This is a genomic window from Pseudomonas sp. MWU12-3088, assembly GCF_023242405.1.
Classification (GTDB): Bacteria; Pseudomonadota; Gammaproteobacteria; order Pseudomonadales; family Pseudomonadaceae; genus Aquipseudomonas; species Aquipseudomonas kribbensis.
In genome coordinates this window covers 271737-297488 of sequence record NZ_JALJEA010000005.1, presented here as the reverse complement: position 1 = coordinate 297488, position 25752 = coordinate 271737, and the positions used below count along the sequence as shown (strand labels likewise).

14 protein-coding genes are annotated in these 25752 nt (G+C 61.1%); 7 read left to right on the top strand and 7 right to left on the bottom strand.

Features of this window, described 5'->3' with window-relative positions; translation table 11 throughout:
* Positions 1 to 137 precede the first annotated feature (137 nt).
* The gene (putA, locus tag M5B98_RS15075) at positions 138 to 4091 is read right to left on the bottom strand and encodes a trifunctional transcriptional regulator/proline dehydrogenase/L-glutamate gamma-semialdehyde dehydrogenase (protein ID WP_248743125.1); all 3954 of its coding nucleotides are present in this window, start codon (positions 4089 to 4091) and stop codon (positions 138 to 140) included.
* A gap of 459 nt (positions 4092 to 4550) precedes the next feature.
* On the opposite strand from putA, the gene putP reads away from it, so the two are divergent.
* The 4 genes from putP to M5B98_RS15055 all read left to right on the top strand — a co-directional run bounded on the left by putP (position 4551) and on the right by M5B98_RS15055 (position 9611).
* Complete coding sequence (gene putP, locus M5B98_RS15070; RefSeq protein ID WP_248743124.1) at positions 4551 to 6035, top strand: sodium/proline symporter PutP; 1485 nt, start codon at positions 4551 to 4553, stop codon at positions 6033 to 6035.
* 227 nt (positions 6036 to 6262) lie between these two features.
* Positions 6263 to 8278, top strand: coding sequence for a type VI secretion system tip protein VgrG (locus M5B98_RS15065; RefSeq protein WP_248743123.1), 2016 nt, complete (start codon positions 6263 to 6265; stop codon positions 8276 to 8278).
* Positions 8223 to 8975: a DUF4123 domain-containing protein gene (locus tag M5B98_RS15060; protein WP_248743122.1), complete on the top strand. Its 753-nt coding sequence runs from the start codon at positions 8223 to 8225 to the stop codon at positions 8973 to 8975. Before M5B98_RS15065 ends, M5B98_RS15060 begins: the two co-directional genes overlap by 56 nt.
* 318 nt (positions 8976 to 9293) lie before the next feature.
* A complete protein-coding gene (locus tag M5B98_RS15055) occupies positions 9294 to 9611 on the top strand; it encodes a hypothetical protein (protein WP_248743121.1) in 318 nt (105 codons plus the stop codon).
* A gap of 301 nt (positions 9612 to 9912) precedes the next feature.
* Here the strand turns inward: M5B98_RS15055 and M5B98_RS15050 are convergent, their stop codons facing one another.
* Positions 9913 to 10326, bottom strand: a complete 414-nt coding sequence (locus M5B98_RS15050) for a T6SS amidase immunity protein Tai4 family protein (protein WP_248743120.1) — start codon at positions 10324 to 10326, stop codon at positions 9913 to 9915.
* 122 nt (positions 10327 to 10448) lie between these two features.
* On the opposite strand from M5B98_RS15050, the gene M5B98_RS15045 reads away from it, so the two are divergent.
* Complete coding sequence (locus tag M5B98_RS15045) at positions 10449 to 11288, top strand: 23S rRNA (adenine(2030)-N(6))-methyltransferase RlmJ (RefSeq protein WP_085711101.1); 840 nt, start codon at positions 10449 to 10451, stop codon at positions 11286 to 11288.
* Between the two features lie 49 nt (positions 11289 to 11337).
* Here the strand turns inward: M5B98_RS15045 and msrA are convergent, their stop codons facing one another.
* From msrA to aceE, 5 genes are all read right to left on the bottom strand, one after another.
* Positions 11338 to 12003, bottom strand: a complete 666-nt coding sequence (msrA, locus tag M5B98_RS15040; RefSeq protein ID WP_085711102.1) for a peptide-methionine (S)-S-oxide reductase MsrA — start codon at positions 12001 to 12003, stop codon at positions 11338 to 11340.
* Between the two features lie 105 nt (positions 12004 to 12108).
* Positions 12109 to 14805 carry a putative bifunctional diguanylate cyclase/phosphodiesterase gene (locus M5B98_RS15035; protein ID WP_085711103.1) on the bottom strand — a complete coding sequence of 899 codons (2697 nt, stop codon included), beginning with the start codon at positions 14803 to 14805 and terminating at the stop codon, positions 12109 to 12111.
* 238 nt (positions 14806 to 15043) lie between these two features.
* Positions 15044 to 16438: an alkaline phosphatase D family protein gene (locus M5B98_RS15030; protein WP_248743119.1), complete on the bottom strand. Its 1395-nt coding sequence runs from the start codon at positions 16436 to 16438 to the stop codon at positions 15044 to 15046.
* A gap of 279 nt (positions 16439 to 16717) precedes the next feature.
* On the bottom strand, positions 16718 to 18682 hold the full coding sequence (gene aceF / locus M5B98_RS15025; protein WP_248743118.1) for a dihydrolipoyllysine-residue acetyltransferase: 1965 nt from the start codon (positions 18680 to 18682) through the stop codon (positions 16718 to 16720).
* Between the two features lie 11 nt (positions 18683 to 18693).
* Positions 18694 to 21339: a pyruvate dehydrogenase (acetyl-transferring), homodimeric type gene (gene aceE / locus M5B98_RS15020; RefSeq protein ID WP_248743117.1), complete on the bottom strand. Its 2646-nt coding sequence runs from the start codon at positions 21337 to 21339 to the stop codon at positions 18694 to 18696.
* 384 nt (positions 21340 to 21723) lie between these two features.
* Between aceE and glnE the strand changes: the two genes are divergently transcribed.
* Both glnE and waaF read left to right on the top strand, forming a co-directional pair.
* Positions 21724 to 24666, top strand: coding sequence for a bifunctional [glutamate--ammonia ligase]-adenylyl-L-tyrosine phosphorylase/[glutamate--ammonia-ligase] adenylyltransferase (glnE, locus tag M5B98_RS15015; protein WP_248743116.1), 2943 nt, complete (start codon positions 21724 to 21726; stop codon positions 24664 to 24666).
* A gap of 51 nt (positions 24667 to 24717) precedes the next feature.
* Complete coding sequence (gene waaF, locus M5B98_RS15010) at positions 24718 to 25752, top strand: lipopolysaccharide heptosyltransferase II (protein ID WP_248743115.1); 1035 nt, start codon at positions 24718 to 24720, stop codon at positions 25750 to 25752.

The following is a 25752-nucleotide window of genomic DNA, read 5'->3' as shown; positions in this document are numbered from 1 at the left end:
CTACCTTTTTTTGGAATGGGCCGAGTCTAGGCGTGCGAATAAAGGTTGAACAGGAAGATTGATAACGGTGATGGAGAGGCCAAAAAAATGGGCGCCGGTGAGGGCGCCCATTTTTATGCTGCTGGCAGAGTCGCTGATTAACCGATGGTCATCAGGCTGGCGTTACCGCCCGCTGCCGCAGTGTTGACGCTCAATGCGCGCTCGATCACCAGGCGCTCCAGCGCAATGTTGGTCTCGCCCTGGGACAGGCCCTGAACCCCGACGATGGCACCGGCACGCTTGGCGATCTGTTGGCAGACCGCCCGCAACTGGTCGGAATGGCCGTGATGCAGAACCGCATCGAACACCACCTCGTCCTTGTTCCAGTCGGAAACCAGTTTGATCCGCGCCTGAATCTCCTTCGGCAGGCGTGCGAACAATGCCTTGCTGGTGTCGGATTCCGGCCAGACCGCCGAACCGCCCACCGCCAGTACTGCAGCGAGCTGGGTCAGCAGATCACCTTCGATGTCCGCCAGGCACAGCACGTGCTCGCGCGGCAGGATGGCGTAGCTGTTCTTCTCGCCGGTCGGACCGGCCAGCACGCGGGTGATACCGCTTTGCGACTGGGCTGCGTACTGCACGCACAGGGTGCTCAGATCGGCGAACTTGTTGCTGTCGGCCCAGGCTTTCAGGGCAACCAGCGGTTTGCTCAGGGCATCGCGCAGACGAACGTCCGGTGCCACGGCCGCATCACCGCGAGCGAAGGATTGTTCGATGGCGTCGGCAGGACGCGTCGATAGCAGACGGTACAGGTACAGCGGGCCACCGGCCTTCGGACCCGTACCCGACAGGCCTTCGCCACCGAACGGCTGGACGCCGACCACGGCACCCACGATGTTGCGGTTGACATAGACGTTACCGGCGTTGACGTTGTCGATCACCTTGGCGATGGTCTCGTCGATGCGGGTGTGCACGCCGAGAGTCAGGCCGTAACCGGACGCATTGATCTGGGCGATCAACTGGTCGATTTCTTTACGCTTGTAGCGGACCACGTGCAGCACCGGGCCGAAGATCTCGCGTTGCAGTTCGTCGAAGCTTTCCAGTTCGATCAGGGTCGGCATGACGAAGGTGCCGCGTTTGACTTCCTCGGCATCGGCGATGGCCACCTGGTACACGTTGCGACCTTTGTCGCGCATGCCCTGGATGTGCTTCTCGATACCGGCCTTGGCTTCGGCGTCGATCACCGGGCCGATGTCCACGGACAGTCGCTCCGGATTGCCGAGACGGCTTTCAGCCATCGCGCCCTTGAGCATTTCGATGACGCGATCAGCGGAATCTTCCTGCAGGCACAGGACGCGCAGGGCCGAGCAGCGTTGACCGGCGCTGTCGAAGGCCGACGACACCACATCGATCACCACTTGTTCGGTCAGTGCCGAAGAGTCGACGATCATCGCGTTCTGGCCGCCGGTTTCGGCGATCAGCGGGATTGGACGGCCCTGGTTGTCGAGGCGACCGGCGATGTTGCGTTGCAGCAGACGCGCGACTTCGGTGGAACCGGTGAACATCACGCCTTTGACGCGCTCGTCGCCCACCAGACCGGCGCCGACGGTTTCACCGCGACCTGGCAACAGTTGCAGCACGCCTTCCGGAATCCCGGCTTCGAGCAGCAGACGCACGGCTTGTGCGGCGACCAGCGGAGTCTGTTCGGCCGGTTTGGCCAGTACCGGGTTACCGGCGGCCAGTGCGGCGGCAACCTGACCGCTGAAGATCGCCAGCGGGAAGTTCCACGGGCTGATGCACACCACCGGGCCCAGTGGGCGGTGGGCGTCGTTGCTGAAATCGTTGCGAGCCTGCACCGCGTAATAACGCAGGAAGTCGACCGCTTCGCGGACTTCGGCGATGGCGTTGGCGAAGGTCTTGCCGGCTTCGCGAGCCAGCAGGCCCATCAGCGGCTGGATCTCGCCTTCCATCAGGTCGGCGGCGCGCTCCAGAATCGCAGCACGTTCGGCCGGCGGGGTGGCCTGCCAGATCGGTGCGGCGTTCAGGGCGCATTGAATGGCGTTGTCGACGTCTTCGACGGTGGCTTCCTGCACGTGGCCGACCACGTCACGCAGATCGGACGGGTTCAGTACCGGTGCCGGCGCTTCGTTGCTGGAGGCGCAACCGAGCATCGGCGCGGCTTTCCAGTTGTTGTGCGCGGTGGCCAGCAGGGCGCAGGACAACGATGCCAGACGGTGTTCGTTGGCCATGTCGATGCCGCTGGAGTTGGCGCGCTCGGAACCGTACAGGTCACGCGGCAGCGGAATGCGCGGGTGCGGCAGGCCGAAACCGCCTTCCACGGTTGCCATCTGCTCGATCTGCGCAACAGGATCGGCCACCAGTTCCTGAATCGAAATCGACTGGTCGGCGATGCGGTTGACGAACGAGGTGTTGGCGCCGTTTTCCAGCAGACGACGCACGAGGTACGCCAGCAGGGTTTCGTGGGTGCCGACCGGAGCGTACACGCGGCACGGACGGTTCAGCTTGCCTTCGGAAACCTTGCCTACAACCTGCTCGTACAACGGTTCGCCCATGCCATGCAGGCACTGGAATTCGTACTGGCCCGGGTAATAGTTCTGACCGGCAATGTGATAAATCGCCGACAGGGTGTGGGCGTTGTGCGTGGCGAATTGCGGGTAGATGACCTCCGGCACCGACAGCAGTTTGCGGGCGCAGGCGATGTAGGAAACGTCGGTGTACACCTTGCGGGTGTAGACCGGGTAGCCTTCCAGGCCTTCGACCTGGGCGCGCTTGATTTCGCTGTCCCAGTACGCGCCTTTTACCAGGCGGATCATCAGGCGATGACGGCTGCGGCGAGCCAGGTCGATCACGTAGTCGATCACGTACGGGCAACGCTTCTGGTAAGCCTGGATCACGAAACCGATGCCGTTCCAGCCGGTCAGTTGCGGCTCGAAGCACAGGCGCTCGAGCAGATCCAGCGACAGCTCCAGGCGGTCAGCTTCTTCGGCGTCGATGTTCAGGCCGATGTCGTATTGCTTGGCCAGCAGGGTCAGTGACAGCAGGCGCGGGTACAGCTCGTCCATCACGCGCTCGTACTGGGCGCGGCTGTAACGCGGGTGCAGGGCCGACAGCTTGATCGAGATGCCCGGGCCTTCATAAATCCCACGGCCGTGGGACGCTTTGCCGATCGAGTGAATGGCTTGTTCGTACGAGGCCAGGTACTTCTGGGCGTCGTGTTCGGTCAGCGCCGCTTCACCGAGCATGTCGTAGGAATAACGGAAGCCCTTGGCTTCGAACTTGCTCGCGTTGGCCAGGGCTTCGGCGATGGTTTCGCCGGTGACGAACTGCTCGCCCATCAGGCGCATGGCCATGTCGACGCCCTTGCGGATCATCGGCTCGCCGCTCTTGCCGATGATGCGGCTCAGGGACGAAGTCAGGCCGGCTTCGTTGTGGGTGGAGACCAGTTTGCCGGTCAGCAGCAGACCCCAGGTCGCCGCGTTGACGAACAGCGACGGGCTGTTGCCCAGGTGCGGCTGCCAGTTGCCGGTGCTGATCTTGTCGCGGATCAGTGCATCGCGAGTGCCTTTGTCCGGGATACGCAGCAGCGCTTCGGCCAGGCACATCAGCGCCACGCCTTCCTGGGACGACAGGGAGAATTCCTGCAACAGGCCCTGAACAATGCCTGCACGACCGCCGGCACTCTTCTGGTTACGCAGTTTTTCCGCGATGTTGGCTGCAAGTTTGTTGGTGGCTTCGGCCATCGGCGCCGGCAGGCGAGCCTGCTCGATCAGCATCGGCACCACTTCCGGCTCAGGGCGACGGTAAGCGGCGGTGATCGAGGCGCGCAGCACCGATTGCGGCAGGATGCTTTCGGCGAATTCGAGGAAGCATTGGTGAGCGTGATCGGTGTGGACTTCGCCCGCCTCATCGGCGTCCTTGGCGGACAATCCGTTCAGCTCGGTCAGGGTTGCACCACCCTCGAGTTTTTCCAGGTAATTGAAAATTGCCTGCTTGATCAGCCAGTGCGGCGTGCGATCAATCGAGGTTGCGGCGGCCTTCAGGCGCTCGCGGGTCGGGTCGTCGAGTTTGACCCCAAGGGTGGTGGTAGCCATATTTTTATCCTCATAGGTGCCGCAGTTGCGCGACAACAGCTGGCGGCAAGATTAGCCGTGAGCTTGCAGAGGTGCAACCGGGTGCAACCCTTTTTTTGTCGGAATATTCGGCAGCTTGTCAGGAATAAATTTCTGCTTCGCGATGATCGCTCTAGATAGGTGCTTTCAAGGCAGATGGCGGGGTATGACTGCGCCGCAATGGTGCAAAATCGGCGGTTTGCAGGCGAAAAAACGACGTAGGTGCAACTAATTCTCAAGAAACTGGTTGCACCTGTTTTGCTTTGTTGCATAGGATTCGCGCCCAAGGTGCAACCGGGATAACCCGGTGTGCCGGCCAATGGCTTTCCTGGGGAAACATTGGTCATAAATGCGCGGCCGTGCGAATCGTCTGTCAGACGTCAGTCTGCAAACGGTGCAACCGCCGCCGCTACATAAAAACAAAGCCAGGGCACGTACGTAATGAGCGCAAGCAATCCAACCCTGATCACGTTCGTGATCTATATCGCAGCAATGGTGCTGATCGGCTTCATGGCCTATCGCTCCACCAACAACCTTTCCGACTACATTCTGGGCGGCCGCAGCCTGGGCAGCGTGGTGACCGCATTGTCCGCCGGCGCTTCCGACATGAGCGGCTGGTTGCTGATGGGCCTGCCGGGTGCCATCTACATGTCTGGCCTGTCCGAAAGCTGGATCGCCATCGGCCTGATCGTCGGTGCCTACCTGAACTGGCTGTTCGTCGCCGGCCGTCTGCGTGTTCAAACCGAGCACAACGGCGATGCGCTGACCCTGCCGGACTACTTCGCCAGCCGTTTCGAAGACAAAAGCGGCCTGCTGCGGATCATTTCGGCAGTAGTGATTCTGGTGTTCTTCACCATCTACTGCGCTTCCGGCATCGTGGCCGGTGCCCGCCTGTTCGAAAGCACCTTCGGCATGTCCTACGAGACCGCGCTGTGGGCCGGTGCTGCGGCGACGATTGCCTACACCTTCGTCGGTGGTTTCCTCGCGGTGAGCTGGACCGATACCGTACAAGCCACCCTGATGATCTTCGCCCTGATCCTGACGCCGATCATCGTGCTGCTGGCTACCGGTGGCGTGGACACCACGTTCCTGGCCATCGAAGCCAACGACCCGAGCAACTTCGACATGCTCAAGGGCACCACTTTCATCGGCATCATCTCGCTGATGGGCTGGGGCCTGGGCTACTTCGGCCAGCCGCACATCCTGGCGCGCTTCATGGCCGCTGACTCGGTGAAATCCATCGCCAAGGCCCGTCGTATCTCCATGACCTGGATGATCCTGTGCCTGGGCGGCACCGTGGCCGTGGGTTTCTTCGGTATTGCTTACTTCTCGGCCAACCCGGACGTGGCGATGCCTGTGAGCGAGAACCACGAGCGTGTGTTCATCGAGCTGGCGAAAATCCTCTTCAACCCGTGGATTGCCGGTGTCCTGCTGTCGGCCATCCTGGCTGCCGTGATGAGCACCCTGAGCTGCCAGTTGCTGGTGTGCTCGAGCGCCCTGACCGAAGACTTCTACAAGACTTTCCTGCGTAAATCCGCCTCGCAAGTCGAGCTGGTATGGGTCGGTCGCGCGATGGTGCTGCTGGTTGCACTGATCGCCATCGCGATGGCCGCCAACCCGGACAACCGTGTGCTGGGCCTGGTGTCCTACGCCTGGGCCGGTTTCGGCGCAGCCTTCGGTCCGGTCGTGCTGATCTCGGTGATCTGGAAAAAGATGACCCGTGACGGCGCACTGGCCGGCATCCTGGTCGGCGCGATCACCGTGATCGTGTGGAAGCACTTTGAAGTGCTGGGCCTGTACGAAATCATCCCGGGCTTCATCTTCGCCAGCCTGGCCATCTACTTCGTCAGCCTGATGGGCCAGCCAAGCACTGGCATGGTTCAGCGCTTTGAAGCGGCCGAGAAGGACTTCCATCTGAACAAGTGATGGGAATGAGCTGAGGCTCACAAAAGAACGGCCCGTTTCCCATAGGAAACGGGCCGTTTTTTATTGCCTGCGATTTTTCTGAAGGAAAAGTCTGTAGGTGAAAGCGCTGTTTTTTGAAGGGGAGATCGAAGTTTCAAGTAGGGAAAATCTGATTTTCCGGTCACCCAACCTGCACCCCTTGCCCCTCATGCAGAATCGCCCGCCTTCATACTGCAGAGAGACATCGGATGTTCGCGCCTGCCAATCAACCGCGTTTCACGTTGACCGTCGAAGGCGCCCAATTTGACCTCAAGGTCCTTGAGTTCACGGGCAAGGAAGCCATCAGCCAACCCTTTCGATTTGACCTGGAGCTGGTCAGCGAGCGACCGGATCTGGACCTAGAAAGCCTGCTGCACTGTCAGGCGTTTCTGAGTTTTGATGAAGGCGGTTCCGGTATTCACGGTCAGATTTATCGGGTCGGGCAGGGGGATTCCGGCAAGCGTCTGACCCGCTACCACGTCAGCCTCGTTCCGCGTCTGGCCTATCTTGGTCACCGGATCAATCAACGGATTTTCCAGCATCAAAGCGTGCCGCAGATCGTGACGCAGATCCTCAAGGACCACGCGATCCTGCGCGATGCCTTCGAGTTTCGCCTCGGCAGCGATTACCCGGCGCGTGAATATTGCGTGCAGTACGCCGAGAGCGATCTGGCGTTCATCCAGCGCCTGTGTTCCGAAGTCGGTATTCACTTCCACTTTCAGCACAGCCCGGACGGGCATTTGTTGGTGTTCGGCGACGATCAAACGGTGTTCCCGCGTCTGGCCGAGCCGACGCTGTACCTGCCGGGCAGCGGCATGGCTGCGGCGGCACCGGCGATCAAGCGCTTCACCGTTCGGGTGGAAACCCGCACCAGCGTGGTCACCCGGCGTGACTACGACTTCAGCAAACCCCGGCTGGCGCTGCAAAGTCGCGCCGAAAGCGAACAGCGCCCGGTGCTGGAGGATTATCACTTTCCCGGCCAGTTCACCGAGCGTGAAACCGGCAAGCAACTGGCCCAGCGCACCCTTGAGCGACATGTCGCCGACTACCGTCAGGCCGAGGGGCGCAGCGATCAATCTGCCTTGGTCAGTGGACATTTCCTGCAACTGACCGAGCATCCGCGCCAGGATTTGAATGACCTCTGGCTGCTGACCGCTATCGAGCACCATGGCCGGCAGCCGCAAGTGCTGGAGGAATCGGTCACCAGCGATGGCGACGAATTCCAGGGTTACCGTAATACCTTTCTTGCGACGCCGTGGGACGTATTCTTCCGCCCACCCATGGGGCCGGAAAAACCCCGGATGCTCGGCTATCAACCCGCCGTGGTCACCGGCCCGAAAGACAGTGAAATCCATTGCGACGAGTACGGCCGGGTCAAGGTGCAACTGGCCTGGGATCGCGACGGCGAACTCAACGAGCATTCCAGCTGCTGGCTGCGGGTCGCCAGCGGCTGGGCTCATGACCGTTATGGCAGCGTGCTGATTCCACGGGTCGGCATGGAAGTGCTGGTGGGGTTTATCGATTCCGATGCCGACAAACCACTGGTCATGGGTTGTCTGCCGAACGCGGCGACACCGGTGCCGCTGGATCTGCCGGCCGACAAGACCCGCAGTATTTTCCGCAGTCAGAGTAGTCCGGGCGGCGGCGGTTACAACGAATTGCGCATCGAGGATCGCAAAGGCGCCGAGGAAATCTACCTGCGGGCTCAGCGAAACTGGACGCAGCATGTGCTGAATGATCAGCAGGTGCAGGTGGATAACCAGCGCAGCGTTGTCGTGACCGGTCTCGCCAAGCATGAACTCAAAGCTGATGAGCAACGCATCACCCACGGCCAGCGCCAGACCGAAGTGAAGCAGGACGACCATCTCACGGTGACTGGCGACCGGCACATCCGCGTGAGCAATCAGGCGATCAACGCCAGTGCCCAATTCCACGTCAGCGCCGGCCAGCAAGTGGTGATCGACGGAGGGGCGAGCGCGACGATCCAGGCGGGCGGGCAGTGGATCAATATCGGCCCCGGGGGGATCTTCAGCAGCGTGCCGATTGTGGTGGGTGGCGCGCCGATGGCGGCGATGAGCGCCGCGCCGACCGTGCCGGGGTTGCCGGAGAAACTGGCGGCGGCACCGGCAGCGATTCTGACTGCGGCGCAAATCATGAGCCTTAAGGGGGATGCGCCGTTCTGCGAAGAATGCGAGCGCTGCAAGGAGGGTGTCTGTGCGGCCTGATCAATGGTTGAAGGATGAGCCGCTGAAACCCTCGGAGCAGTTGTTCGCGATTTTCAGCAGCGCCAGTGCGGTGGATCCGCTGAAAGCCTGGCCTTCGGACGCGCAGATGCCGAAGCCGGTCTGGGCGGAAACGATTTATGCCGAGTGGGATGCGGTGATGCCCTACGTGGGAATCGTCGATTCGGGCAGTGAGTTTCTGGATTGGGTCGCGACCACCGAATCCCGCGACTGGGGCTGGCTGGCGGTCTCTTCGGCGGGGCTTGAGGCGGTGGTCGAGCACTTTCGCAGTTTGACTCAGGCGCTGATGCCGGACGGGAAAGCGGTGTTCTTCCGGTTTTGGGATGGGCGGTATTTGTTGCCGATCCTTGAGTCATCCGAGGTGGATGCCGGGCAATTGCTGCCGGTCCTCACGCGAGGCTTGATCAACGGTCAGGCCGTCGGGATCGGGGGCAGGGCGCAGGCCTCGCGTCGGGATTCTCCTTGGTGGCAGGTGCCGGAAAAACTGCTGGCGCAATTCGGCGGTGATGCCCGGATCAACAATGCCTTGCAGTGGTTGAGCGAGGAGCAGCCGGCGTTGTTCGAGGCGTTTCCCACCGATGTCTTGCGCTGCAAGGTTGTCAGGTTTTTTGCGGTTTCGACGTCGGACGAGTCGTCGGCTTCAGCATTGCTGGACTACTTGCGGGACGAGTCAGAGTGAAATTTCCGGGCAAAGGCTTCGGACGTTTCCTGCGAGTTGCGGCGGTTTGCGTGAACTGGTGGGCGCGGTAGTGCGGGGATAGGCTTTGGTTGTCACCGCAAATTCGGTGACAGGGCGTGGAAGCCCTTTTATCGTTAGGCGCGTCAAGCTGCACCAGTCAGACGTCTTTGTCGTTTGAGTTTTTGGTGGCTGTGCGCGGGGCGCTTTCGAGTGCGCCGGGTGCCTAACGTCCCGGTCTTCCACACCTGCGTACAGCCGCCACCTAATGCGTGGAAGTGAGAGTTGGCGGTTCCATCCAATACGTTAGGAGTTACTCCTGTGCCAACATTGAAACCCGATCCACCCTACGAACCATTCATCCCTCACCCCAACAACCGCCTCATGGCGCTGACCAGCAACTGCAACGACATGCCCACCCTGTTCATCGACACCCACGCCCCGCTCGATGTCCTGATGGACGCCGCCAACTACCGCATCCGCGCCGTAATCCAGGTCCTGGAAAACATGTGCATGCGCGGCTCGGTCGAGTGCGACTCGGTCATCCTTAGCGACTTTGCCCAGCTCTGTGTGATTCCGTTGCGTGACGGTTGTGATGTCTTGGATGTGATTGGCCGCAGGTTGCGTGACCGGCCTTAGATCTCTTCCCCTCACCCTAACCCTCTCCCAGGGGTAGAGGGGACCGACCGAAGTGAATTAGTGATCTACGCCGACCTGCTACTTCAGGGGTGAACTTCGCTTGGCCAAGCGGAGGTCGCGGTGATTTTTCAGGTCGATGCAAGCCGAAAGATCACCACCGTCAGTCCCCTCTCCCGCGGGGAGAGGGCTAGGGTGAGGGGCTTCTGAAGGATGTACCCGACAGCCAGACCACCCACTCAGTTCTTTCCAAAGATCTTTCCAGCATCGGTTTGGAAGGATCATTTAGTCAGGCGAGAAGATTTCAGTTTTGCAGATACTGATCCTGCGACTTTATGAAAGCGTCAAATTCCGGGGAGTTATAAATTTCCAGGCAAGAATAAAACACTATGTTTTTACCATTCTGTTTGCTGGTAGAGGACGTTTTGAGGTAGGCGCTTGCCATGTATTTCTCAGTCTCAGCATACGGATCATGCGTGACCTCCAGCGTGTCCTCATTCTGAACAACGGTGTGCAGGCCTTTGCCCATGAACGAGTAGGCTCCGGCGGACAGTTTGATGTCCTTTTCCAGTGCGGACTGTTCTTTGAATGGCGCCAGGATGCAGTGGCTCAAGCCGTAGTTCTTGAGATTCTGGCGTGCCTGTTCGGTGTGTTCTTCACCAGCGAAGGCGTGTAATGAACCCGGCAGGCACAGGAGGGCAATGATCCGGCGGTACATGATTTTCAGACTTCCTGTCAGGAGGTTGCGGCCAGTGTAACGCCGGGAACGCCCACTCAGCCCCCAACCCCTGACTTGCCGCCCGGTAAAAGGTAAACTTCACGGCCCTCGCAGGAGCAGCCATGAATTATCGTCACGCCTTCCATGCCGGCAATCACGCCGATGTGTTCAAACACCTGACCTTGACCCGCCTCATCGCCCTGATGTCGCGCAAGGAGCAGCCGTTTGCCTATCTCGACAGCCACGCCGGCATCGGTCTGTATGACCTGCAGGGCGATCAGGCCAACCGTACCGGCGAGTACCTGGAAGGCATCGCGCGGTTGTGGGACCAGCCGGATCTGCCGGCGCTGACCGCGGACTACATGAACGTGCTGCACGAGATGAACCCGGATGGCCAGTTGCGCTACTACCCGGGTTCGCCGGAACTGGCGCGGCGTCTGACCCGCTCCCAGGATCGGGTGTTGCTCAACGAGAAGCACCCGGAAGACGGCGTGCTGCTCAAGGACAACATGAAGGGCGACCGTCGTGTGGCCGTGCATCTGGGGGAGGGCTGGCATGTGGCGCGGGCGTTGCTGCCGGTGGCCGAGAAGCGTGCGGTGATGCTGATCGACCCGCCGTTCGAGAAACTCGACGAGATGCAGCGTTGCGCGGCGTCCTTGAAAGAGGCGATCTCGCGCATGCGCCAGACCGTGGCGGCGATCTGGTACCCGGTAAAGGACCAGCGCGCATTGCGTCGTTTCTATCAGGATCTGGCCGGCACCGGTGCGCCGAAGTTGCTGCGGGTCGAGCTGCTGGTGCATCCGCTGGACACGCCGAACAGCCTGAACGGCTCTGGCCTGGCGATCGCCAATCCGCCGTGGGGGCTGGAGGAAGAATTGCGTGAGCTGCTGCCGTGGCTGTCCAAGAAACTTGGGCAGACCCAGGGTGGGTGGCAGATGGACTGGTTGATCGCCGAGAGCTGATCAACCGTCAATCGCTCCCGCACATAGCGCGGGAGCGATCAGGACGGGCTTAGTTACCCGCCAGGCTCGGTGGCATGCAAACGCCAGTGCCGCCAATCCCGCAGTAGCCTTCCGGGTTTTTCGCCAGATACTGCTGGTGATAAGTCTCGGCGAAATAAACGGTCGGGGCCTGTTCAATCTCGGTGCTGATTTCACCCAGACCCGCCTTCGACAGTTCGGCCTGATACACGGCCTTGCTCTTCAGCGCCGCATCCAGTTGCTCCGGGTGGGTCGCGTAGATCACCGAACGGTACTGGGTGCCGATGTCGTTGCCCTGACGCATGCCCTGGGTCGGGTTATGCAATTCCCAGAACATCGCCAGCAGCTCTTCGTAGCTGACCTTGGCCTTGTCATACACCACCAGCACCACTTCGGCGTGGCCGGTCAGGCCCGAGCACACTTCTTCGTAGGTCGGATTCGGCGTGAAACCGCCGGCGTAACCGACCACGGTGCTGACCACGCCTTCGCGTTGCCAGAAACGGCGTTCCGCACCCCAGAAGCAGCCCAGACCGAAAATCGCGAAGTCGACGTCCTGAAAGAACGGGCCCAGCAACGGCGTCTCGGTGAAAACAAAGTGTTTTTCAGGCAGGGCCATCGGGGTTTCGCGGCCGGGCAGAGCTTGTTCTTTAGTCGGTAGCACGTTTTTGTTCACCAGAATTTCCGAGCGCAGAACCATGATCGTTCCTCTCAGTCAGGATGGGATGTAAATAAGCAGACCACCAGTGTGCCCAATGATGCCAAGTTAATCACCAGGCAAAGTGTGCGGATAGTGTCCGGTGGGTTACAGGCAGAGCGGGCCGCGCGGGTAGCGCTTGAGCGCCTGGATCAGCTCGCCGCCCGGAATCGGCCGGTCGAACAGGTAGCCCTGGCCGACGTCGCAGCGGTGGCGGCGCAGGAATGCCAGCTGCTCGGCGGTCTCGATGCCTTCGGCCACGACCTTGAGTTTCAGGTTGTGGGCCATGGCGATCACGGCGGAGGTGATTTCCATGTCGTCCTGGTTGTCCGGGATTTCATGGATGAAGCTGCGATCGATCTTGATGATGTCGATCGGGAATTTCTTCAGGTAGCTGAGCGACGAGTAGCCGGTGCCGAAGTCGTCCATGGCCAGGGTCAGGCCCAGGCGCTTGAGCTGGTCGAGCTGCAAGTGGGTGTCTTCGGTGGCTTCCAGCAGCAGGCCTTCGGTCAGCTCCAGCTCCAGCAGATTGGCCGGCAGGGCTTCTTCCTTGAGGATGTTGGCGATCGAGGCCACCAGATCCGGGTCGGAGAACTGCTTGGGCGACAGGTTGATCGCCACTTGCAGGTTGCCCATGCCGGCGGCGGTCAGCGCTTTGCTCATGCGGCAGGCCTGGCGGGCGATCCACTTGCCGATCGGAATGATCAGGCCGGTTTCCTCGGCGACGCTGATGAACTGGTCCGGGCGGATCATGCCGCGTTCCGGGTGGTTCCAGCGCAGCAGCGCTTCCATGCCGAGCAGACGACCGCTGCGCAGGCACAGCTTCGGCTGATAGAACACGTCCAGCTCGTTCTGGGTCAGGGCGCGGCGCAGGTTGTTCTCGACGAACAGTTTGTAACTGGCCTCGGCGTTCAGCGCTTCGGTGAACACCTGCACCTGGTGTTTGCCGTTGGCCTTGGCCTTGTGCAGGGCGAGGCCGGCGTTACGCATCAGGGTCTGCGGGTCGCGGCCGTGCAGCGGCGCGCAGGCCAGACCCACGGAGCCGGTAACGCTGATCAGCTGGTTGTCGACGAACATCGGTTTGTCGAGAGTCATCAGCAACTGGCTGGCGATCTGTTGGCCGGCTTCAAGGTCGGTGTTGTCGAGCAACACCGCGAATTCGTTACTGGCGAACCGCGCCAGGCTGCCGCTCGGGCTCAGGCTGTTGCGCAGGCGCCGGGCCAGGCTGATCAACAGTTTGTCGCCGGTCTGGTGGCCGAGGCTGTCGTTGATCCGCTTGAAGTTGTCGATGTCCACCAGCAGCAGGCTGATCGGGGTATCGCTGTCTCGGGCGAAGCGTTCGTCCAGATTGCGGATAAATGCAGGCCGGTTGCCGAGGTTGGTCAGGTTGTCGGTGTACGCCAGGCGCTCGATGCGCTGCTGCGCCAGTTTGGTCTGGGTGATGTCTTCGTAGATGCCGATGTAATGCGTCAGCTCACGGTTGTCGCCGTAGACCTTGGAAATCGACAACTGGCCCCAGTAGGGTTCGAGGTTCTTGCGGCGGCTCTTGAATTCGCCCTGCCAGCTGTTGCTCTTGGCCAGCGCGGAGGGGGCGTCGAACAGCAGCTCGCTGAGGTTCTCCAGGGCCGGCAGCTCCGACAGGCGCTGGCCGTGGACCTCCTCGGTGGTGTACTGGGTGATCGCGGTGAAGCTCGGGTTGACGTATTCGACCACGCCGTCGCAGTTGACCAGCAAAAAGGCGTTGGCACTTTGCTCGACCGCACGCTGGAACAGGTGCAGGGCGCTGGTGGCGGTGCGGCGGTTGTGATTGTTGATGACCTGGGCGAACTGGTCGGCCAGCTCGCCGGCAAAGGCGATTTCGTCGGATTGCCAGGCGCGGGTGACGCCGGTCTGCTCCAGGCACAGCACGCCGACCACCTGACCGTCGACGCGGATGCTGGCGTCGAGCATGGCGTTGACGTCACGAGGGCGCAGGGCTTCGGCCATTTCCCGGGTACGCGGGTCGCGCATCGCGTTGTGCGCGTCGATGGCGCGGCTGCCGTGCAGCGCTTCCATGTAATCGGGGAAGCCGCTGACGTCGATCACGTCCGGCAGGATGTATTCCTGGGTGGCGCGGTGGTAGGCCGAGATCGGTACCAGTTTCTGGCCTTCGAGGTTCCACAGGCTGGCGCAGTCGATTTCGTAGATATCGCAGGCGCAACGGGTAATCAGCTCGGCGGCTTCCTGCAGGGAGTTCTGGCTGCTGTAGCGCTGGCGGGCCAGCAACAGGATCAGATCCTGCTGGGCGCGCACCCGCTCCAGGTGCTGCAATTGTTCCTGCTGGGCGCGCTGATTGAGCTCAAGGGCGATTTGCAGGCGGGAGTTCTGGGTTTCCAGGTCGACGGACGGCAGCGTTGGTGCTTCGTCAAATACGTCGTCGACCGCCAGCAGGTAACCACGCAGCAAATGACGGTTGTGCTGTTTGTAGGCTTCGCCGAGTTCAAGAATGCTCAGGGCGCCGGCAGCGGTGTGCAGGGTGTAGCGCACCAGATAATGCGGGCTCTGGCCGAGCTGCTGCTGGATTGCGTCGTGCAACTGATAACGCGCTTCGGGCTCCATCAGGCTGGCGTAGGGCGAACCGACCAGGGCGCAGAGTTCGACGGCCGGCTGGCCGAACTGACGTTCGCAATTGGGATCGAGAAACAGCATCGCCCAGCTGGCTTCATTCAGGCGCTCGAAACGCAGCATGCCGAGCCGCGAGGGCACAGGCAACTGCGTCACTACCTCGGCCGCCATACGGCTGGCGGCATCGGGTTGGCTCTTCATGAAGGGAACTCGCTTGGAAATTTGCTGAACGCGCCGGGCTCTCGCCCTCTTTACTGTTGCCTGCGGCAAGGTTGCATCATTGCGGCACCGACTGACAAGAGACATGAAGGCCAAGTGCTATAAGAATATGTCGGCTGCGGCGGGCATTTCTCCAGCGGGTGGCGGAAAGTAATGCGCGATCGCGCGGAAAGTACCGTTCCAGAGCCATCGCGCAACTGGAACGGTAAAGCCTCCGGGTTTAGCGAAGTGGAATGTTGATCGTTTGCAGGCGCTTGCCATCGCGGTCGTGGTAGTTGACCAGGATGTGCCCGGCCTCGACCACCATGTGGGCAAAATTGTCCTGACTGACGACTTCGCTGGTCAGCGTGTGCCGGTATTCTCCTGCGTCGGTACGGGCCAGCGGCTGATCGAGAATGAACGTCGAGGCCGTGGCATAGGGCAGCAGTTTGCTGTTGCTCAACGGCGAGGACACGATGGTGTGCACTTCGAAGTCAGGATCGTCGCTGTGGGTCAGGCGGGAGGTCAGCGAGCCATGCACGTCGCCGGAAATAAACACCACGTTTCTGATCCGATGCTGGCGGATGGTTTCCAGCAGGCGCAAACGCTGTTCCGGGAAGCCCATCCAGGCATCCTCGCCGTTCATTCTGCGATCCGGGTAGAACATGACACTGGTGACTACCAACTTGACCCGCGCGGGGCTTTCGATCAACCACTTGCACAAGGCCTGTTCCTGTTCTTCATCCAGGATGCGGCGGTTCTCGCTGGACAAGTTGCGACGGGTTCGGCTATCGGTCACAAACCACTCGATATCGCCATCGCTGAATTGATACCAATAGTGCTTCAGCGAAGTATTCACCTGGCCGTTAGTTGTCAGCGAACAGGCCGGGCTGTGACTGACCTGATAGATTTCGTAAGCCGCCATTGCATTGTGAAACAGTGCTTCATCGGATGGGTCGGCATTTGCTGGCCAGTTGTCTTCTATTTCATGGTCGTCGAGAATCATGTAAGTCGAAGTGCCCGACATCAATCGTTGAATATTTGGTTGAGAGAAAGCTGCACGATATTTGGCAATGATCTCGTTATATTCGCGGTCCGGTGCAATCAGGTTCAAATCATCGGCGTAGATCTGGTCACCGCTCATCATGATCGCGCTGACCGGGGGGCGTGCGCCTTCTATCAATTGGCTGATCGAGGCGAAGATCCGGTCGCCCAGCTGCGGGAGCACGGGCAGGCCGGCGGTCAGGCGCAAGTAACGGCAGGAGCCGAGGATGTAGGCCCGTGGTTGCAGAGGCTGGTCGCTGCGAGTACGAAAGCGACAGGTTTCGCGTGGCCATTGCAGCGGGAGTTCCGCCACGCTTTCAACCGTGTGGGCCGGGCTCATCGGGGTGAACCAGCCGGTCTGGTATTCGTAATCGGTGTCGGCGGTCAAGTTGTCGAGAACCAGGACGCCAGATTGATCACGGCTGGCATCAAGTTTGATAAACAGTCCCTTCGACCATTGTTTTGAATCAGTGATCCGGTAACGGATGCCGGCAAATGCCGTCGCGCCATTTTGAAAGTTGCCGCGAATGAATATTCTTGTCTGGTGAGTTGTGGTGTGGCCAATAATCGGGCCGACAACAGGCTTTAGCATGTTCGAATCCATTCGAATGAAAGTTAATGAGTAATAAAGTTTTCCAGTTTTTATTGGCTAACTTTTGTGCGCCAAGATTAGTTGCCTGCTGCTGAAAAATATCGACAGGAAGTGGACTTGGGTCGTGGCTGATGTCAGCGCAAGTTGTGGGAAAAGTACAGGCGTGCGTTATTTCAGGCAAAAAAAAGCCCCGCCAAACTGACGGGGTTGAGGTACGAGCGTGTGGCGCTCGAAAACGTGGAACGCAGTCGGCCCTCCGTTGCCGGAGGGCCGAGCGCTTTACAGCAGGATGGTGCGGATGTCCGCCAGCAGATCGCTCAGACGCTTGGTGAAGCGTGCCGCAGCGGCGCCGTTGATCACGCGGTGATCGTAGGACAGCGACAGTGGCAGCATCAGTTTCGGCTGGAAGGCTTTGCCGTCCCAGACTGGCTGGATGGTTGCCTTGGAAACACCGAGGATCGCCACTTCCGGCGCGTTGACGATCGGCGTGAAGCCGGTGCCGCCAATGTGGCCGAGGCTGGAAATGGTGAAGCAGGCGCCTTGCATCTCGTCCGACGAGAGCTTCTTGGTCCGGGCCTTTTCAGCCAGGGAAGCGGCCTCGGCGGCCAGTTGCAGCAGGCTCTTCTGGTCGACGTTCTTGATGACCGGTACCAGCAGGCCATCCGGGGTGTCGACGGCGAAGCCGATGTTCACGTATTTCTTGCGGATGATCGCTTTGCCGCTTGGCGCCAGCGAGCTGTTGAAGTCCGGCAGTTCCTTGAGCAGGTGTGCGCAGGACTTGAGCAGCAACGGCAGGATGGTCAGCTTGACGCCGGCCTTCTCTGCAACGGCTTTCTGTGCGTTGCGGAACGCTTCCAGCTCGGTGATATCCGCCGAGTCGAATTGCGTCACGTGCGGCACGTTCAGCCAGCTGCGGTGCAGGTTGGCGGCGCCGACCTGCATCAGGCGGGTCATCGGCACTTCTTCGATTTCGCCGAAACGGCTGAAGTCGACGACCGGAATCGGCGGGATGCCCGCGCCACCGGTTGCGCCAGCAGCAGCGGCCGGTACTTCCTTGGCCTTCTGCATCATGGCTTTGACGTAAACCTGCACGTCTTCTTTCAGGATGCGACCGTGCGGGCCGCTGGCGCCGACAGCGCTCAGCTCGACGCCGAATTCGCGAGCCAGTTGGCGCACGGCAGGGCCGGCGTGAACTTTTGCGCCAGGCTTGGCTGGAGCGGCAACCGGAGCGGCAGCAGCCGGTGCAGCGGCGGCCGGAGCAGCAGCGGCTGGCGCCGGAGCGCTCGGAGCAGCAGCGGCAGCTGGGGCCGGGGCAGCAGCCGGAGCGGCGCCTTTGACTTTCAGCTTGAGGATCAGGTCGCCGGTGCCGACTTCGTCGTCCAGCTTGATGGAAATGCTTTCCACCACGCCAGCGGCAGGCGACGGGATTTCCATGCTCGCCTTGTCGGATTCCAGGGTGATCAGCGACTGGTCGGCTTCAACGCTGTCGCCAGCCTTGACCAATACTTCGATGATCTTGGCCTTGCCGGCCGAACCGATGTCCGGAACGTGGATGTCCTGAACGCTGTCGGCAACCGGTGCGGCAGGCGCGGCGACCGGAGCCGGCGCAGCAGCAGCGGCTGGAGCAGCAGCCTGGGCCGGAGCGGCAGCCGCAGGGGCCGCAGCACCCGCCACTTCCAGATCCAGAATCAGGTCGCCGGTGCCGACTTCGTCGTTCAACTTGACGCTGATGGCCTTGACCACGCCAGCGGCAGGCGACGGGATTTCCATGCTCGCCTTGTCGGATTCCAGGGTGATCAGCGACTGATCAGCCTCGACCTTGTCGCCGACCTTGACCTGGATCTCGATGATCTGGGCCTTGCCCGACGAACCGATGTCCGGCACGTGCACTTGCTGAACCGAAGCGGCAGCAGGGGCAGCGGCTGGCGCGGCAGCAGCAGGAGCGGCAGCCGGTGCGGCTTCAGCCTTGGCGGCAGGCGCAGCAGCCGGAGCAGGGGCCGCTTGCGCGGCGCCCTCGACTTCCAGTTCCAGCAGTTCGTCGCCTTCTTTCAGGCGATCGCCCAGCTTCACTTTCAGGCTCTTGATGACGCCGGCCTTCGGGGCCGGCACTTCCATGCTGGCCTTGTCCGATTCCAGAGTCAGGATGCTCTGGTCGGCTTCGATACGGTCGCCGACCTTCACAAACAGTTCGATTACTTCACCTTCACCGCTGCCGATGTCAGGTACGCGAATGAGTTCGCTCACAGAGTTTCTCCTCAGCAGTCCAGTGGGTTGCGTTTTTCCGGGTCGATGCCGAACCTGGTAATGGCCTCGGCCACGACTTTAGGTTCGATATCGCCACGGTCAGCCAGTGCTTCCAGGGCTGCCAACACCACGAAATGACGGTCGACTTCGAAGAAATGACGCAGTTTCTTGCGGCTGTCGCTGCGGCCGAAACCGTCGGTGCCCAGGACTTTGAATTCCTTGGACGGTACCCACTGACGGATCTGCTCGGCGAACAGTTTCATGTAGTCGGTAGAGGCAATGACCGGACCTTTACGGCCGCCCAGGCACTCTTCGACGTAGCTGCGCTTAGGCTTCTGGCCTGGTTTCAGACGGTTGCTGCGCTCTACGGCCAGGCCGTCGCGACGCAGTTCGTTGAAGCTGGTGACGCTCCACACATCGGCGCCGATGTTGAACTCTTCACGCAGGATCTTCGCCGCTTCACGGACTTCACGCAGGATGGTGCCGGAGCCCATCAGCTGTACGTGGTGCGCCGCATCGCGGGTGTCTTCTTCGAGCAGGTACATGCCTTTCTTGATGCCTTCTTCGGCACCGGCCGGCATGGCTGGCTGCTGGTACGACTCGTTCATCACGGTGATGTAATAGAAAATGTCCTGTTGCTCTTCGGTCATCTTCTTCATGCCGTCCTGAATGATCACCGCCAGCTCGTAGCCGTAGGTCGGATCGTAGGTGCGGCAGTTCGGGATGGTGGCAGCCAGCAGGTGGCTGTGACCATCTTCGTGCTGCAGGCCTTCACCGTTCAGGGTGGTACGGCCGGCGGTGCCGCCGATCAGGAAACCACGGGTACGGCTGTCGCCGGCAGCCCAGGCCAGGTCGCCGATACGCTGGAAGCCGAACATCGAGTAGAAGATGTAGAACGGCAGCATTGGCTGGTTGTGGCTGGAGTACGAAGTACCGGCGGCGATGAAGGAACTCATGGCGCCCGCTTCGTTGATGCCTTCTTCAAGGATCTGACCTTTCTGGTCTTCCTTGTAGAACATCACCTGGTCTTTATCGACTGGCTCGTAGAGCTGGCCGACGGACGAGTAGATGCCCAGCTGACGGAACATGCCTTCCATACCGAAGGTACGGGCTTCGTCCGGGATGATCGGAACGATGCGCGGGCCGATTTCCTTGTCCTTGACCAGTTGCGCGAGGATCCGCACGAAGGCCATGGTGGTGGAAATTTCACGGTCGCCGGAACCGTCGAGGATCGCCTTGAGGGTGTCCAGATCCGGAGTCGGTACGCTGAAGCTTTGTGCGCGACGCTGAGGCACGAAACCGCCCAGTGCGGCGCGGCGCTCGGCCAGGTAACGGGCTTCGGCGCTGTTTGGCTCCGGCTTGAAGAACGGCAGGTTTTCCAGCTCTTCGTCTTTCACCGGGATGTCGAAGCGGTCGCGGAACAGCTTCAGGCTGTCGACGTCGACTTTCTTGGTGTTGTGCGCGGTGTTCTTCGCTTCGCCCGCACCGGTACCGTAACCCTTGATGGTCTTGGCCAGGATGACGGTCGGCTGTTCTTTGTGGTTGACCGCTTCGTGGTACGCCGCGTAGACCTTGTACGGGTCGTGGCCGCCACGGTTGAGTTTCCAGATCTCGTCGTCGGACAGGTCTGCAACCATCGCCTTGAGTTCAGGCGTGTTGAAGAAGTGTTCACGCACGAACGCGCCGTCTTTGGCTTTGTAGTTCTGGTACTCGCCGTCGATGACTTCGTCCATGCGACGTTGCAGGATGCCGTCGACGTCTTTGGCCAGCAACGGGTCCCAGAAACGGCCCCAGATGACTTTGGTCACGTTCCACTGAGCGCCGCGGAACACGCCTTCGAGTTCCTGGATGATCTTGCCGTTGCCGCGAACCGGGCCGTCGAGGCGCTGCAGGTTGCAGTTGATGACGAAGATCAGGTTGTCCAGCTTCTCGCGGCCGGCCAGGGAGATCGCGCCCAGGGATTCCGGCTCGTCGCACTCGCCGTCGCCCAGGAAGCACCAGACTTTCTGTTTGCCCGGCTGGATGAAGCCGCGGTGTTCCAGGTACTTCATGAAGCGCGCCTGGTAGATCGCCTGGATCGGACCCAGACCCATCGAAACGGTCGGGAACTGCCAGAAGTCAGGCATCAGCCAAGGGTGCGGGTAGGACGACAGGCCCTGACCGTCGACTTCCTGGCGGAAGTTGTTCATCTGGTCTTCGGAAATGCGGCCTTCCATGAACGCACGGGCGTAGACGCCTGGCGAGGTGTGACCCTGGAAGTAGATCAGGTCGCCGCCGTGTTCGTCGGTCGGGGCCTGGAAGAAGTAGTTGAAACCGATGTCGTACAGGGTCGCGCTGGAGGCGAAGCTGGAGATGTGACCGCCCAGGTCAGAATCTTTCAGGTTCGTACGCATTACCATGGCCATCGCGTTCCAGCGTACCAGCGAGCGAATGCGGCGTTCCATGAACAGGTCGCCAGGCATGCGTGCTTCGTGGGTAACCGGGATGGTGTTGCGGTAAGGCGTGGTGATGGCGTAAGGCAGTTGCGAGCCGCTGCGGGTCGCGAGTTCGCCCATACGGGTCATCAGATAGTGAGCACGGTCTTCGCCTTCTTTGTCGAGAACCGATTCCAGGGCGTCCAGCCATTCCTGGGTTTCGACGGGATCGAGGTCTTGCATGGCTTGCTCCAGGGCGGAAAGGCTTCCAGAATCGGTTGCCTGAGTTTGCGACTGGCCTTGTGGGCAGACGATTTAAAATTCTTGGATTGCCGACAGGTTGTTCCGGCGGCGTGTAGTTTTACTACAAATCATCCGGCATTTCAGCCTTTCGAATGTATAGACGAGTAGTAAAACTACAGATGAAAGGCTTGTGGCCTCCGACTGCGTTGTGAGAATAATCGTTAAGGTTGGTCGTTAGCCATCCGAAAAAGGTGAAAGTTTGATGTTGGCTGCCAAAGAAAAAGAAATTTCAGCTATTTCTCACTTTTGTTCGACAGTCCTTCGCGTAGCGGTTTTTCAATCATCACTACAAGCGGCCATTTACACGCCGATCAAGGATAGACCATGACCCTGCCCGCGCTTGCCGAACTGCCCGCCATTCTCCTGCCGTTGGTCAGCCGATCGGAGCAGTCGTTCCGTACGGCCGTCGCCGGATTGACCGAAGGCGATCACGGCTTCTCCACCTGGACTCCAGAGCGCTGGGCGCAGTTCGCCCGCGTCACCGCCGCCAGCGATTTCGTGATTGAACAGAGTGTTCGTGACCCTTTGATGTTGCTGTCGCTGGTGCAGTCCGGCGAACTCGACCGGCCGTTCGCCCCCGGCGAGCTGTGCGGGCAGATCGCCGCCGCAGTGAACGCTGCACAAACAGAAGACGAACTGGGCCGTGTCCTGCGTCGCCAGCGTGCCCGGCATCAGGTGCGGATTATCTGGCGCGACCTGACCCGTCAGGCCGATCTGGTGCAGACCTGCCGCGACCTTTCCGACATGGCCGACGCCAGCATCGACCAGGCCTATCAATGGCTGTACAGCCGCCATTGCCAGCAATTCGGCACGCCCACCGGCCGGCGCAGCGGCGAACCGCAGCAAATGGTCATCCTCGGCATGGGCAAGCTCGGCGCGGTCGAGCTGAACCTGTCTTCGGACATCGACCTGATCTTCGCCTACCCCGAGGGTGGCGAAACCGTCGGCGTGAAGCGCGCGCTGGATAATCAGGAATTCTTCATCCGCCTCGGTCAGCGCCTGATCAAGGCCCTCGACCCGATGACCGTCGACGGCTTCGTGTTCCGCGTCGACATGCGCCTGCGCCCTTACGGCTCGTCCGGTGCGCTGGTGCTGAGCTTCAATGCGCTGGAGCAGTATTACCAGGATCAGGGCCGCGACTGGGAACGCTATGCGATGATCAAGGCGCGGGTCGTCGCGGGCGATCAGGTGGCGGGCGCGCAGTTGCTCGACATGCTGCGACCGTTTGTTTACCGGCGCTATCTGGACTTCTCGGCGATCGAAGCGCTGCGCACCATGAAGCAGTTGATCCAGCAGGAAGTCCGGCGCAAAGGCATGGCCGACAACATCAAGCTGGGCTCCGGCGGCATCCGTGAAGTCGAGTTCATCGCCCAGGCCTTCCAGTTGATCCACGGTGGTCGCGATCTGAGCCTGCAACAGCGCCCTCTATTAAAGGTGCTGGGCACGCTGGAAGGGCAGGGTTACCTGCCGCCGGCGGTGATCAGCGAACTGCGCGAAGGTTACGAATTCCTGCGCTACACCGAACACGCGATCCAGGCGATTGCCGACCGTCAGACCCAGATGCTGCCAGACACTGCGCAGGATCAGGCGCGCATCGCCTTCATGCTCGGTTTCGCCGACTGGGACGCCTTCCATGAAAAGCTGATGTTCTGGCGTGGCCGGGTGGCCTGGCACTTTGCACAAGTGATCGCTGACCCCGATGAAGAAGAGGGTGCCGATTGCGAAGTAGTGGTCGGCGGCGAATGGCTGCCGCTGTGGGAAGAGGCGCAGGACGAAGAAGCCGCCTGCCGCCAACTGGAAGAAGGCGGTTTTGCCGACGCCACCAAAGCCTTGAAGGCGCTGGCCGGTCTGCGCAGCAGTCCGCAACTGCGGGCGATGCAGCGTCTGGGGCGCGAACGCCTCGACGCCTTTATTCCGCGCCTGCTCGCTCAGGCAGTGGAGCACGACAATCCGGATCTGGTGCTAGAGCGGGTCCTGCCGCTGGTTGAAGCGGTGGCCCGGCGTTCGGCTTATTTAGTGTTGCTGACGGAAAACCCCGGCGCGCTGCGGCGCTTGTTGACCCTGTGCGCCGCCAGCCCGTGGATCGCCGAGCAGATCACCCGTTTCCCTCTGCTGCTCGATGAATTGCTCAACGAAGGCCGCCTGTTCAAGCCGCCGCTGGCGCCGGAACTGGCCGCCGAGTTGCGCGAGCGCTTGACCCGGATTCCGGAGGACGACCTCGAACAGCAGATGGAGGCCCTGCGCCACTTCAAGCTGGCGCACCGCTTGCGCGTCGCCGCCTCGGAAATCGCCGGCAGCCTGCCGCTGATGAAAGTCAGCGATTACCTGACCTGGCTCGCCGAAGCGATTCTCGAGCAAGTGCTGGCCCTGGCCTGGCGCCAGACCGTGGCCAAGTACGGCACGCCGCTGCGCACCGACGGCACGCTGTGCGATCCCGGCTTCATCATTGTCGGTTATGGGAAAGTCGGCGGGATCGAGTTGGGGCATGGTTCGGACCTGGATCTGGTGTTTATTCACGACGGCGATCCGCAGGCGGAAACCGACGGGGCGAAACCGATTGATGGCGCGCAGTTCTTTACCCGGCTCGGCCAGCGGATCATTCACCTGCTGACGGCGCAGACCAACTCCGGTCAGCTGTATGAAGTCGACATGCGTCTGCGACCGTCCGGTGCATCGGGGCTGTTGGTGAGTTCGCTTGGAGCGTTCGCCCGCTATCAAGAAAATGAAGCCTGGACATGGGAACATCAGGCGTTGGTGCGGGCGCGGGTGCTGGTGGGCAGTCAGGATGTCGGCCAGGCGTTCGAGAAAGTGCGGGCCCAGGTATTGGGCAAGGCGCGGGATCTGGCGAAGCTGCAACAGGAAGTGAGCGAGATGCGCGCGAAGATGCGCGACAACCTCGGGAGCAAGAGCACGGCTGCCGGTACCGGGGCGAATGCCTTCGACGCCATGGCGCCGTTCGACCTCAAGCAGGACGCCGGAGGTATCGTCGATATTGAATTTATGGTGCAATACGCGGCCCTGGCGTGGTCGCAAAGCCACCCGCCGCTGCTGCGCTGGACGGACAATATCCGCATTCTGGAAGAGCTGGAACACGAAGGGCTGATGCCCGTCGAAGACGCCAGCCTGTTGCGCGAGGCCTATAAGGCCTATCGTTCCGCCGCCCACCGGCAGGCCTTGCAGAAGGACGCCGGCGTGATACCGGGCGACCAGTTCGCGGACGAACGGCGGCAGGTGATGCGGATCTGGCGAGAGCTGGGGCTAAGCTGATTCTCGAGACGGGGAGGCGTAAGGCCTCCCCGGTTCGTTTATGGAAACCACATGAATATTCTGATCGTTGGGCCCAGTTGGGTCGGTGACATGGTGATGGCGCAGACACTGTTTCAGTGTCTCAAGCAGCGCCACCCGCAGTGCGAAATCGACGTGCTGGCCCCCGAGTGGAGCCGGCCGATCCTCGAGCGCATGCCCGAAGTGCGCAAGGCCTTGAGCTTCCCGCTCGGCCACGGCGCGCTGGAGCTGGCGACCCGCCGGCGGATCGGCAAATCCCTGGCCGGCCAGTACGACCAGGCGATCCTGCTGCCGAACTCGCTGAAGTCGGCGCTGGTGCCGTTCTTCGCCGGCATCCCGAAACGCACCGGCTGGCGTGGCGAATTCCGCTACTGCCTGCTCAATGATGTGCGCACGCTGGATAAAGAACGTTATCCGCTGATGATCGAGCGCTTCATGGCGCTGGCCTATGAGCCGAACGCCGAGCTGCCGAAACCGTATCCGCGCCCGAGCCTGGAGATCGACCCGGTCACCCGCGAGGCGACGCTGACCAAGTTCGGCCTGACCCTCGATCGCCCGGTACTGGTGCTGTGCCCCGGCGCCGAGTTCGGTGAAGCCAAGCGCTGGCCGTCCGAGCATTACGCCAAGGTTGCCGAGGCGCGGATTCGCGAAGGCTGGCAGGTCTGGCTGTTCGGCTCGAAAAACGATCACGCGGTCGGTGAAGACATCCGCGCGCGCCTGATTCCGGGCCTGCGCGAAGAGTCCGTGAACCTCAGCGGCGGCACTTCGCTGGCCGAAGCCATCGACCTGATGTCCTGCGCAGATTCTGTGGTCTCCAACGACTCCGGTCTGATGCACGTCGCAGCGGCGCTGAACCGTCCGTTGGTGGCGGTCTACGGTTCGACTTCGCCGGGTTTCACCCCGCCGTTGGCCGAACATGTGGAAATCGTTCGCCTGGGCCTCGATTGCAGCCCTTGCTTTGACCGCACCTGCCGTTTCGGCCATTACAACTGCCTGCGCCAGCTGATGCCGGACGCGGTCAACGATGCCTTGCAGCGTTTGCAGGGCTCCGTGGTCGAGGTTCATTAA